This is a genomic window from Lentzea sp. NPDC060358 (genome assembly GCF_042725365.1).
GTDB lineage: Bacteria > Actinomycetota > Actinomycetes > Mycobacteriales > Pseudonocardiaceae > Lentzea.
Genome location: NZ_JBHXCW010000257.1, coordinates 1 through 10494 on the forward strand (window position 1 = coordinate 1; position 10494 = coordinate 10494).

The 10494-nt window shown below is 75.1% G+C and carries 13 protein-coding genes and 1 pseudogene; 7 read left to right on the forward strand and 7 right to left on the reverse strand.

Translation table 11 applies throughout. The features are described 5' to 3' along the window. Positions 1-329, reverse strand: a pseudogene (locus ACFWGZ_RS34860) (hypothetical protein); the annotation flags it as partial. A 105-nt stretch (positions 330-434) separates the two neighbouring features. Between ACFWGZ_RS34860 and ACFWGZ_RS34865 the strand changes: the two are divergent. Then, positions 435-950 carry a TetR/AcrR family transcriptional regulator gene (locus tag ACFWGZ_RS34865; RefSeq protein ID WP_382455846.1) on the forward strand — a complete coding sequence of 172 codons (516 nt, stop codon included), beginning with the start codon at positions 435-437 and terminating at the stop codon, positions 948-950. Here ACFWGZ_RS34865 and ACFWGZ_RS34870 read toward each other — a convergent pair. Further along, complete coding sequence (locus ACFWGZ_RS34870; RefSeq protein ID WP_382455847.1) at positions 947-2263, reverse strand: amidohydrolase family protein; 1317 nt, start codon at positions 2261-2263, stop codon at positions 947-949. The two genes, ACFWGZ_RS34865 and ACFWGZ_RS34870, sit on opposite strands and share 4 nt — an antisense overlap. A gap of 82 nt (positions 2264-2345) precedes the next feature. Between ACFWGZ_RS34870 and ACFWGZ_RS34875 the strand changes: the two genes are divergently transcribed. Continuing rightward, a complete protein-coding gene (locus ACFWGZ_RS34875) occupies positions 2346-2798 on the forward strand; it encodes a MarR family winged helix-turn-helix transcriptional regulator (protein WP_382455848.1) in 453 nt (150 codons plus the stop codon). 6 nt (positions 2799-2804) lie between these two features. On the opposite strand, the gene ACFWGZ_RS34880 is transcribed toward ACFWGZ_RS34875, so the two are convergent. From ACFWGZ_RS34880 to ACFWGZ_RS34895, 4 genes are all read right to left on the reverse strand, one after another. Continuing rightward, positions 2805-3230 (reverse strand): GreA/GreB family elongation factor, encoded by a 426-nt coding sequence (locus ACFWGZ_RS34880; protein WP_382455849.1) that lies wholly within the window; start codon positions 3228-3230, stop codon positions 2805-2807. 122 nt (positions 3231-3352) lie between these two features. After that, a complete protein-coding gene (locus ACFWGZ_RS34885) occupies positions 3353-3514 on the reverse strand; it encodes a hypothetical protein (RefSeq protein ID WP_382455850.1) in 162 nt (53 codons plus the stop codon). Further along, on the reverse strand, positions 3511-4770 hold the full coding sequence (locus ACFWGZ_RS34890) for an NAD(P)/FAD-dependent oxidoreductase (protein WP_382455851.1): 1260 nt from the start codon (positions 4768-4770) through the stop codon (positions 3511-3513). The genes ACFWGZ_RS34885 and ACFWGZ_RS34890 overlap by 4 nt, the downstream gene beginning before the upstream one ends. 84 nt (positions 4771-4854) lie before the next feature. After that, the gene (locus ACFWGZ_RS34895) at positions 4855-6399 is read right to left on the reverse strand and encodes a PucR family transcriptional regulator (protein WP_382455852.1); all 1545 of its coding nucleotides are present in this window, start codon (positions 6397-6399) and stop codon (positions 4855-4857) included. Between the two features lie 70 nt (positions 6400-6469). Between ACFWGZ_RS34895 and ACFWGZ_RS34900 the strand changes: the two genes are divergently transcribed. The 3 genes from ACFWGZ_RS34900 to ACFWGZ_RS34910 all read left to right on the forward strand — a co-directional run bounded on the left by ACFWGZ_RS34900 (position 6470) and on the right by ACFWGZ_RS34910 (position 8470). Then, the gene (locus tag ACFWGZ_RS34900) at positions 6470-7303 is read left to right on the forward strand and encodes a helix-turn-helix domain-containing protein (protein WP_382455853.1); all 834 of its coding nucleotides are present in this window, start codon (positions 6470-6472) and stop codon (positions 7301-7303) included. A gap of 121 nt (positions 7304-7424) precedes the next feature. Further along, positions 7425-8117, forward strand: a complete 693-nt coding sequence (locus ACFWGZ_RS34905) for an SDR family NAD(P)-dependent oxidoreductase (RefSeq protein ID WP_382455854.1) — start codon at positions 7425-7427, stop codon at positions 8115-8117. Positions 8118-8332: 215 nt separating this feature from the next. Then, positions 8333-8470 carry a hypothetical protein gene (locus tag ACFWGZ_RS34910; RefSeq protein WP_382455855.1) on the forward strand — a complete coding sequence of 46 codons (138 nt, stop codon included), beginning with the start codon at positions 8333-8335 and terminating at the stop codon, positions 8468-8470. A gap of 6 nt (positions 8471-8476) precedes the next feature. Here the strand turns inward: ACFWGZ_RS34910 and ACFWGZ_RS34915 are convergent, their stop codons facing one another. Continuing rightward, positions 8477-9394: a LysR family transcriptional regulator gene (locus ACFWGZ_RS34915; protein WP_382455856.1), complete on the reverse strand. Its 918-nt coding sequence runs from the start codon at positions 9392-9394 to the stop codon at positions 8477-8479. An 84-nt stretch (positions 9395-9478) separates the two neighbouring features. Between ACFWGZ_RS34915 and ACFWGZ_RS34920 the strand changes: the two genes are divergently transcribed. Then, positions 9479-10222, forward strand: coding sequence for a siderophore-interacting protein (locus tag ACFWGZ_RS34920; RefSeq protein WP_382455857.1), 744 nt, complete (start codon positions 9479-9481; stop codon positions 10220-10222). A 32-nt stretch (positions 10223-10254) separates the two neighbouring features. Further along, positions 10255-10389, forward strand: a complete 135-nt coding sequence (locus tag ACFWGZ_RS34925) for a hypothetical protein (protein ID WP_382455858.1) — start codon at positions 10255-10257, stop codon at positions 10387-10389. The last annotated feature ends 105 nt before the right edge of the window (positions 10390-10494 follow it).

Consider the following 10494-nt stretch of genomic DNA (forward strand, 5'->3'; position numbering starts at 1 on the left):
GGGCGGACCTCGACCGCGCGGACGCCCGAGCCGAGTGCCTGCTCCCACATCCTCTTGCGCAGCAGGCCTTTGCGCCCGACAGCGGCCATCGGGGTGTGCTCGTCCATGCGGCCACCGGGCTGTGGTCCGTAGGCGTACGTGCTGCCGGTCGGGGCGAGCACCGCGTCGTTCGCCCGAGCGGCGGCGATGGCCGCGGTCTGCAGGGGCGGCAGCAGGCGTTGCCACGTCGTGTACGAGGGCGGGTTGGCGCAGTGGTGGACGACCTCCGCACCGCGGGCCAGCTCGGTCAGGCGGACCGGGTCGGACGCGTCCGCGGCGATCCGCTCCACCAGCCCGTGCTCGGGGCCGGTCCCGCGGCGCGTGACGATCCGAACGGTCTCCCCCCGTTCCGCGAGCAGTGTTCGGGCACACCACCCGAGGCGAAGTGGCGGACCATGCCGACCAGCACGAGACGGGCCCGCGAACGGGCGAACACGCGCGAGCGGATCATCGAGGCGGCACTGCACGTGCTCGAGACCGAGGGAGCCGCGGCGCTGACGATCCGGCTGGAGCTGGTCGCGCACGGCCACCGCCTGATGCTGACCGAGTTCCACCGGGCCGCCCGGGAGACCGGTCCCGACCTCCGCATGACGCGCGTCGCGGCGGAGTACGTCCGCTTCGCGGGCGAGCACCCGCACCTCTACCAGGTGATGAACGACCCGGCGATCGACCCCGGCGAACGCCGCCGCGTCGCGCAGCCGGCCATCGACGCCCTCGACGAGCTGCTCGCGGCGTGGGCCGCGGCGCACGGCGTCGTGCTCGCCGACGCGGGTCAGGCCTGCGAGATCCTCTGGGGCGCGTTGTACGGCATCGCGTCGCTGGGGCCACCGCGACAACGACCGTGCCCGCGGGCTCGCCGAGCAGGCCGTCCGGGCCTGCTGCTGGGCTGGCGGACCGGAGCCGCCAGCTAGCCCCGGCCGGCCGGCACCCACGACCCGTCGACCGCGATCCCAGCCGCCGCGGCGATCCGGTCGCGCGACTGCAACACCCGCTCGCGCAGCGCGGCCAGGTCCGCACCGACCAGCCGGCCGTCGCGCTTGACCACCCGGCCGCCGACGAACACCGTGTCCACGAGGCCGGGGTGGGCCGCGGTGACGATCGTGCCGACGGCGTTGCCGACCGGGAACACCGCCGGGGCCTCGGCGTCGAGCAGCACGAGGTCGGCGTCCTTGCCGGGCGTGATGCTGCCGGCCCGGGAGCCGCGCCCGCAGGCCACCGCGCCGTTCAGGGTGGCGAACTCCAGGACGTCGCGCGCGGTCACGCCTTCGCCGGACCCCCGCGCCACGGCGAAGGCGGTGCGCATGGCGGAGAACATGTCCCCGCCGGCGGACGGGCAGTCGTCGACCGACAGCGACGGGCGGATGCCGGCGGCGAGCGCGCGGCCGGTCACGGGCCAGCCGTGGCCCATCTTCAGCTCGACGTCGGGGCTGATCGACACCGTGCAGCCGTGGTCGGCCAGCATCGCGAACTGGTCGTCGGACAGGCCGTTGCCGTGCACGACGGTCGTGCGGTCGTCGAGCAGGCCGCGGTCGCGCATGTCCGCGATCGGCCGGTCGCCGTGCGGCCAGCCGGTGGCACCGTGGACGTGCACGCTGACACGCAGGTCCAGTTCGCGGGCCAGCGCGACGTCCGCGGCGGTGGTGCCGATCGTGCTCGCCACCGGTCCGCGCAGGCCCAGCACCATGTCGTCGCCGGGCACCCGGTCGCGGACGCGGCGGATCTCGTGGGCGATCGGGTCGTCGCCGGACCCCGCGCCGTAGCAGAACAGGGACCGGCCGGGCGCCTCGCGCAGCGCCTGGACCGCGGCGTCGGCGTTGTCCGGGCGGTCGGCGCAGTGGAACCAGTCGAGCATCGTGGTGACGCCCGAGTCGAGCGTCTCGATCCGGCCGAGCAGGGTGCCGAGGTAGACGTCCTGCGGCCGGTAGTGCCGGCGCAGCGTGCCGTGCACTGCCCGGCCGTACTGGGCGAACGTCCAGTCCGCCCCCACGCCGCGGAACGCGGTCTGCCAGGTGTGGCGGTGGCTGTCGACGAAACCCGGCAGCACGATCTTGCCGGTCGCGTCCACGACGTCGGCGCCGGGCACGTCGAGCCGGGCGGCGACCGCGGCGATCCGGCCGTCCTCGACGCGCACGTCGCCGCGCGGGAGGTCCCCGGTGGCCGAGTCCAGCGTCACCACCGCTCCCCCGCGCACCAAGGTCCTCGTCCGGCCGTCACTGGTGGGCATGCACGTCCTCCTTCAGAGTTGACGCATCAACTCTTACACCGTCGAGTTGATGCGTCAACTCTGCTCTCCTATGCTTCGCCGCATGGCCGAACCGCGGGCGTTGACGACCGACGAGTGGGAGTTCTGGGACGTCTGGACGCGCGCGCAACGCCGGCTCGCCGACGAGCTCGACCGGGGGCTGCAGGAGGGCTGCGGCATCTCGAAGGCGGAGTTCAGCGTCCTGATGACGCTGTGGCGGTCGCCGGAACCGCAACTGCGCGTCGGCGTGCTCGCCGAGTCGCTGGGCTGGGAGAAGAGCCGGGTCGCGCACCTGCTGACGCGCATGGAGAACCGCGGTCTCGTGCACCGGGCCGAGTCCGGGGCCAGCGGGCGGCGCACCGGGATCGGCCTGACCGCACAGGGCAGGAGCACCGCGGAGAGCGCCGTCGTCCGCCACGGCGCCACCATCCGCCGCCACTTCCTCGACGACCTCACCCCGGCGCAGGCCGACGCCCTGCGGGCCTGGAGCCGGCAGGTGCTCGAGCGCGAGGGGTGACCGGTGTCAGCGCCTGCCCCACGGCACCGCGGTCAGCACGGTGACGCGGACCGTGGCGCCGTTGGGGACCCGGTAGGAGCGCTGCTCGCCCTGGCGGGCGCCGTCGACCGCCGCGCCCAGCGGCGAGTCCGGCGAGCAGACCTCGACCTCGCCGTGGTCCGCGCCGCGCGAGCCGAGCAGGAACGTCTCGACGTCGCCGGTGTCGTCGAACCGGACGGTGAGCACCATGCCGGGTTCGGCGACGCCGTCGTCGGGCGGGTCCTCCCCGGCGATCGCGTGCGTGAGCAGGTCGTTGATCTGCCGGATCCGCGCCTCGCGGTCGCGGCCCGCCTCGGTGGTGGCGCGGGGCCGCGCGAGCAGGGCGGCGAGTTCGGCGCGGAGCCGGTGGTGCGCCTGCGGCGACAGCCACACGCGCGGGGTCGTGCTCGTCATGATGCCTCCGGGGCAGCGAGAAGTGCCGTCAGGGCGGTGCGGAGGGAGAGACCGCCCTGACGGCGGGGTGTCCGTGTCGGCCGGGTTCGGTCGGCCCACGACCCGCACGGACCGGAAAGGGGTCAGGAGTCGCGGCGCAGCACGGCGTCGAAGTCGCGGGCGTAGCCGGAGGCCACGCGCAGGAGGATGTCGCGCTGCACGCGCAGGAAGTCGTTCTCCTTGCGCAGCCGGGAGAGCTCGGCCCGCTCGCCGTCGCTCAGCGGCTGCTCGGCGCGGGCGGTCACCGGAGCGGGTCGAACTCGCGCAGGGCGTCGGGCTGCTTGCCGGTGGTGACCTGCTCGGCCAGCAGCCGTCCCGTCACGGGTCCCTGGGCGAGGCCCCACATGCCGTGCCCGCCTGCCACGTGCACGCCGGGCAGGCGCGTCGCACCGATGAGCGCGCGGCCGTCCGGGGTGACGGGCCGGGGACCGACCCAGACGTCGGTGCGGTCCTCCCAGCGCACCCCGTCGAGCAGCGGCCGGACGGAGGCGATGATCGCGTCGACCCGCGCCTCGTCCAGCGGCGCGTCCGGGTCGCGGAACTCCATGGTGCCCGCCACCCGCAGCCCGCCCCGGTAGGGCGTGCACGCCACCCGCACCTCCGGCAGGTAGATAGGGGCGGTCACCGGCTCGCGCACGGGAACGGTGAACGAGTACCCGCGCCCGGCGCGCACCGGGGTGCGGACACCGGCCCGCGCGGCGAGCCGCGGCAGCCACGCCCCGGTCGCGATCACCGCCGCGTCGGCACGGACAGCGGAACCGTCGCGCGTCAGCACGGTCACGCCAGTCCGGTCCGCGCGGACGTCGACCGTCTCCAGGGTGCGGATCGTGGCGCCGCGGGCGACGACGGCGCGCCCGAGCGCCCGCACGAACGCGCCGGGGTCGACGAACCGCTGCCCGTCGATCCGCACGCCGGCGGTGAGCGCGGACGAGGCCTGCGGCACCTGCTCGCGCAGGTCCGCGGTGGACAGTCGCGTGTGGACGACCGGTTGTCCCGCCGCCGCAAGGCGTTCCAGCTCGCCGAGCAGTCCGCGTGCCTGCCCGGCGGAGGTGAAGACCGCGGTGATCGGGGCGGCGACGGTGGGCACGTCGACGCCGTTGGCGGTGAGCACGTCGTAGGCCTCGACGCTCTCCTCGTTGAGGGGCAGGTTCGCCTTCGCCACCCTCGTCCAGGACGACCAGCGGCAGTGGGCGGCGAAGCGCGCGAGGAACGACCACAGTCCCGGGTCCGCGGTCAGCGGCAGGTGCAGCGGGGCCGCCGGGTCGAACACCGACTTCAGCCCGTAGCGCAGCACCGCCGGTTCGTTCAGCGGGATCGCGAGTCCCGGTGCGATCCACCCGGCGTTGCCCCAGGACGCGCCGGCCGCGACCCCGGTCCGGTCGACCACGGTCACCTCGACCCCGCGCTCCTGGAGGAACCACGCCGTGGACAGCCCGACCACGCCCGCACCGACCACCACCGCCGAGCGCGGACCGCCGTCAAGGCGTTCGACGCCGTTCATCCCTGCCTCCTGTCCTCGGTCGTCCCGAGTTCAGGATGCGGTGACCGCGGGGCGAACCGGTTGTCCGATTCCCACAATCGGCCGTCAGCGGTTGTGGGAATCCGACAACGCGGCCAGGTCGATCATCATCGCGACCCTCTTCGCGGGGTCGTCCAGCCCGAGGGCGGTCACCTCGCTCATCTTCCGCAGCCGGTTGCGCACGGTGTTGCCGTGCACGCCGAGCCGCGCCCCCGCCACCGCCAGGTCGCCCTGCGCCTCGAGCCACGCGCGCAGCGTCGCCACGTAGCCGGTGCCGTGCTCGCCGTCGTGGCGGCGCAGGTCCGCCACCGGTCCTCGCGCGGACGCCCGCCCGACGCGCGCCGCGGTGCGCAGGCGTTGCAGCAGGATCTCGTCCCACGACTCGTCGTAGGCGGGCGGTGCCGTGCCGGCAGTGCTCATCTCGTGCAACGCCAGGCATTCCTCGGCTTCCTGCCGTGCGGCGGGCAGGTCGGCGGGGTCCGCGACCGCGCTGATCCCGGCCGACACCACGACGGTCGCCGGCAGCGCCGCCCGCAACGCCGCGAGCCAGTCCCGTGCCGCCGAGACCTGCTCGCCGGGCAGGATCGTGTGCACGCTGCTGCCCACCAGGGCGCTGCGGCCCGGCCGCGACCAGCCGAAGCCGGTGGTCGCCTGCTCGAACGCCAGCAGCACGGCCGCGTGCCGCTCCTCGCCGGCGTGCGCGCGGACCGCGACGACCCGCGCCGGTCCCGGCGGCAGGCCGAGCTGGCTCAGCACCGTCGCGGCGTCCGCCGTGCCCTCCAGCAGCCGGATCACCCACTCCGACTCCACCTGCCGCTCCAGGTCGGCGCTCGCCCGCGACCGCAGCAGGTGCAACGCGACGATGCGGGCGCCGTCGGTCAGCGCGACGCGGCGCTGCCCCGCCAGCGGTGCCGGGCACGCCACCCAGACGGCGCCGAGCAGCTCACGGCCGACCCGGACGGCGACGACCATCCGCCCGGTGAGACCGCGCCCGGGGTCCCCGGCGACGAAGAGCGGGTCGTCGGAGGCCAGCAGGTGCGCCCGGACCCCGGCCGCGTCGAACAGCTCCCGCACCCACGCGGGCACCTGGCGGCCCAGGATGGTCTCGCGCCGGGCCGCGTCGACCTCCTGCTGCGGCCCGGAGTAGGCCAGCACGCGCGCCAGCGGGTCCTCGATGGTCACCGCACCGCCCGTGGTGGCCGCGAGGCTGTCGGCGAGCGCGAACAGGTCGGTGGGCCCGCGTCCCGACTCCGTCTCCCGGCCCTCCAGCACCAGGCCGTAGACGACGCCCGCGAGCTGGCTCCACGACAGGGCCGGATCGGCCAGCATCACCGCGACCCCCGCGGCCTGTCCCTGCGCGACCGCGTCCGCCAGCAGCTCCTCACCGCCCCGCACGAGCACCACCGCGGCCCGCGCGGACACCGCGGCGCGCACCGCCTCCGCCACGGACCCGGCGCCGACGGCGAGGAACACGTCGCCCACCTCGGCCCGGTCGTCGGTCGCGTCGCGCAGCACCACCCCGCGCAGCTCCACCGAGCGCGGCACCGGGCAGCAGCACAACCGGACCCCGTACCCGCCCAGCACGTTGACCAGCCGGTCCAGCCTCACCATGGCGCCACCGTAGAGACCGGCTCCGGCGAGGGCACCTCCGGCAGGCCGCGCGTGCGGGAGGATGGTCGTCATGGACCAGCTCGGCCCCGCACTGCGGGCGTGGCGGGACCGGGCGGACCCCGCGGCGGCCGGTCTCGCCGACGGCTCCCCCCGCAGGGTCACGGGCCTGCGCCGCACGGAGCTGGCCGCGCTCGCCGGGATCTCGGTCGAGTACGTGGTCCGGCTCGAGCAGGGCCGGGTGGCGACGCCGTCGGCGCAGGTGTGCTCGGCGCTGGCCCGCGCCCTGCGGCTGTCCGGCGAGGAGCACGCCCACCTGCTGCGCATGGCCGGGCACGCGGCGGACCCGGCGCGGGTGCCGCGGGAGGTGCCGGAGAGCCTGCACCGGATCGTGGACCAGCTCGCGGGCCACCCGCTGGCGATCTACGACGCCACCTGGGAGCTGCTGCACTGGAACGCGCTGTTCGCGGCCACGTTCGGCGACCCGGACGACCGCGGCGGCGACGACCGCAACGTCCTGGTCTGGCAGTTCCTGGGCGAGCTGCCCCGGATCCGGCAGACGCGGGCGGAGCGGACGGCGTTCGAGGAGTCCCTCGTCGCCGACCTGCGCGCGACGACGAGCCGGTACCCGGACGACCCCGGGCTCACGGCCCTGGTGGCGCGGCTCGGCGCGAGCCCGCGGTTCCGCGAGCTGTGGGGCCGCCGGGAGGTGGGCGGCCACCAGAGCGCGCACAAGTTCGTGCGGCACCCGGAGGTCGGCGAGATCGCTCTCAACTCCGACATCCTCACCACCCAGGACACCAACCTGCGCCTCGTGGTCTACACGCCGCAGCCCGGTACCGACGCCCGCGAGAAGCTCGACCTCCTCACGCGCGCGGACGCCCGGAGCGTGTCCACCCGCGTGTGACGGCGCCGGGTGGTACGCGCCGTACCAGGAAGCGCCGTAGCTCCCGCCCTCTCTCCCTCCGGCCCAGCATGGGAGACACGGCCGGCGCAGGACCGCGCCGGCCGGGCGAGGAAGAGGGAGCATGACCACCACGTTCATCACCGGGGCCAACAAGTCGCTCGGGTACGAGACCGCACGCCGCCTCGCGGAGGCGGGGCACACCGTCCTGCTCGGCGCCCGCGACCCGGAGCGCGGCCGGGCGGCGGCCGAGTCGCTCGGCGCGCGGTTCGTGCGGATCGACGTGACCGACGAGGCCTCGGTCCGGGAGGCGGCCGAGGACGTCGCCGCGCACGAGGGGTCGATCGACGTCCTGGTCAACAACGCGGGCGTCCTCGGCAGGGTCGGTCCCGCCGAGGAGTACACCGCGGCCGACATGAGCGCCGTGCTCGAGGTCAACGTCGTCGGGCTCGTGCGCGTCACGCACGCCTTCCTGCCGTTGCTGCGCAGGTCGGCGAACCCCGTCATCGTCAACGTCTCCAGCGGCATGGGCTCGTTCGGCCTGACCGGGGACCCGGACCGGGTCGAGTCGCAGTACGCGCTGCCGCTCTACTCCGCGTCCAAGGCCGCCGTCACGATGCTCACCACGCAGTACGCCAAGGAGCTGAAGGACGTGAAGGTCAACGCCGCGGACCCCGGCCAGACGGCGACCGACTTCACCGGCGGTCTCGGGCACAGCGTCGCCGACGGCGCGGACTCCATCGTCGCCCTCGCGACGATCGGCCGGGACGGGCCGACGGGCCGGTTCCTCGACCGGACCGGGCCCGTGCCGTGGTGACGCCCCGACCCGCCGCTGTCGATCACCGGTGCGGCAACGGAGTGCGAGGAGGCCGCCGGTGACCAGCCGGCCGTCGGGAGCCTGACCGTGCATGTCGCGGGGAACCACGCAGCGAGGGCGCCGGGTGTTCTGGTGCGCGGACCGGCCATCCTCCGATCGGAGGATGGCCGGGATCGGCCGCGGTCGCCGCGATCCGCGCCCGCGCGGCCGATCCGGTGCGCGCCCGCGCTGGCATCAGCGAGACCACGGCCAAGACCCACCTGCTGCACGTGTACGCGGAGCTGGGCGTCAACGACCGGGCCGCCGCCGTGGCCGCCGCGTTCTCCCGGGGCTACCTGGGGGCGCAGGACTGACGGCGTTCACGCCGGGCCGTCGGTCCGCAGGAGCGGCCGCACCTCCCGCGCGCACTCGACCAGCATCCGCACCACCGGCAGGTCCTCGTCCCTGGCCCGCCAGGCGACGACGTCGGCCAGCTCGACGTCGAGGTCCCCGAGCGGCCGCCACACCATCGACGTGACCGGCGTGACCAGGGCGGCCGTGCGGCGCGCGGTGAAGGTGACGCCGTCGCCGATCGCCACCAGCGCCAGCAGCGCCTCCAGGTCGGCGATCTCGGTGATCGCGCCCGGGTGGGCGCCCTGCGCCTGGAAGGCGGCGACGATCGCGGCGCGCAGCCGGGGGTCGAGCTCGCGCGGTTCGAGGACCACGCGCTCGCCTTCCAGATCGCGCAGCCGGACCTCGTCGCGCGCCGCGAGCGGGTGGTCGCCCGCGACCAGCAGCCCGAGCCGGTCGCTCGTCATCTCCAGCCACGACAACGCGGCGTCGGAGGGCCGGTGGGAGCCGCAGGCGAAGGCGATCGTCCCGTCGCGCAGGGCGGCCCACTGCTCGGAGCCGGTCATCGCGACGAGCTCCAGGCCGACGCGCGGCGCACGCCGGCGGAACGCGGCCATGAGCGACGCGAGCGCACCGGTGAACGTCGCCCCCTGCTCGAACCCGATGGTCACGGTGCCCTGCCGGCCCCGCGCGACGTCCCGCGTCTCCTCGACGGCCGAGGCGACCCCCGCCAGCACGGCGCGCGCCCGTTCGGCGAAGACCTTCCCGGCGGCGGTGAGCCTGATCCCGCGGCCCGCCGGTTCGAAGAGCTCGACGTCGAGCTCCTCCTCCAGGTCCTTCATCTGCCGGCTCAACGGCGACTGCGACACGTGCAGCCGCTCGGCGGCCCTGCGGAAGTTCTGCTCCTCCGCGATCGTCACGAAGTAGCGGAGGTGTCTCAGTTCCACGGGCCGCACCGTTGCTCAGGAGGTCTCACAAGACGTCATTCTATGTCTTGGACAGATCAGTGCGGCGGTCCTACCGTCGATTTCATGATCTCCACGAGCCCGGGCCGCCTCACCTCGCTGCTGCTCGACCTGTCCACGCGCGAGGCCGAGGTCAGCCGTGCCGACGACCTCGGGCCCCGCTTCCGCCTGGTGTCGATCGCGGGCGACTCGCTGAAGGGCGTGGCGTGGTCACCCGGCGACATGGTGCAGGTCGTCGTCGTGGGCGCGGCGCTGCTCGGCCCCTGGGAGGTCCGCTCGTACACCCCGCTGGCGTTCGACCCGGCCACGGGAACGGCCGAGGTCCTCTGGTACGTCCACGGCGGCGGTCCCGGCTCCGGCTGGGCCGCGTCCGCGACCGCGGGAACGCCCTGCCGGCTCGTGGGACCTCGCCGCGCGGTCCCGCTGCGCACCTCGCGGCGGCCCCTGGTCTTCTTCGGCGACGAGACGTCGTTCGGCACCGCCGTCGCGTTGCGCGCGACCCCGTCCGGCGACGGCGACGTGCGGTTCGTCTTCGAGGTGGACTCGGTCGAGGAGTCCCGCGCCGTGCTCGCGCGGTTCGGCCTGACCGACGCCGCGCTCGTCGCCCGGGACGCCGGCGACAGCCACTTGGACGAGGTCGAACACGAGGTGCTGACCGCGTACCGGTCCGCCGGCGCGGGGGTGCTGACCGGCAAGGCCTCGTCGATCCAGCGGCTCTACCGGGCACTGCGCGCCGCGGGCGCGCGCGGCCGGGACATCACGAACGTCCCCTACTGGGCGCCCGGCAAGAAGGGGCTCAAGGGGCACTGACCCCGCGCCACGAACACGATCCCGTCGCGGCGGTGCTGCGGCTGGAGTCGGTCGTCATCGCGGTGCTCGGCGCGGGACCGGGACTGCTCGCCGGCACGGCTCTCGGCGTGCTCAGCCAGAAGGTTCCCGTGGTGGTGCCGTGGGGCCGGCTGGCACGTTCGTCGTGATCGGGGTGCTCGCGTCGCTGTGGCCCGCCCGGACGGCGTCCCGCACGCCGGTCCCGACCGCGATCGCCTCGCACACCGAGCAGGCGGCGTGGCACGGCGCAGCGG

Bases quoted from the DNA above. Each gene is read 5' to 3' on its own strand.
- ACFWGZ_RS34865 (WP_382455846.1), top strand. From the start codon at position 435: ATGCCGACCAGCACGAGACGGGCCCGCGAACGGGCGAACACGCGCGAG.
- ACFWGZ_RS34870 (WP_382455847.1), bottom strand. From the start codon at position 2,263: ATGCCCACCAGTGACGGCCGGACGAGGACCTTGGTGCGCGGGGGAGCG.
- ACFWGZ_RS34875 (WP_382455848.1), top strand. From the start codon at position 2,346: ATGGCCGAACCGCGGGCGTTGACGACCGACGAGTGGGAGTTCTGGGAC.
- ACFWGZ_RS34880 (WP_382455849.1), bottom strand. From the start codon at position 3,230: ATGACGAGCACGACCCCGCGCGTGTGGCTGTCGCCGCAGGCGCACCAC.
- ACFWGZ_RS34890 (WP_382455851.1), bottom strand. From the start codon at position 4,770: ATGAACGGCGTCGAACGCCTTGACGGCGGTCCGCGCTCGGCGGTGGTG.
- ACFWGZ_RS34895 (WP_382455852.1), bottom strand. From the start codon at position 6,399: ATGGTGAGGCTGGACCGGCTGGTCAACGTGCTGGGCGGGTACGGGGTC.
- ACFWGZ_RS34900 (WP_382455853.1), top strand. From the start codon at position 6,470: ATGGACCAGCTCGGCCCCGCACTGCGGGCGTGGCGGGACCGGGCGGAC.
- ACFWGZ_RS34905 (WP_382455854.1), top strand. From the start codon at position 7,425: ATGACCACCACGTTCATCACCGGGGCCAACAAGTCGCTCGGGTACGAG.
- ACFWGZ_RS34920 (WP_382455857.1), top strand. From the start codon at position 9,479: ATGATCTCCACGAGCCCGGGCCGCCTCACCTCGCTGCTGCTCGACCTG.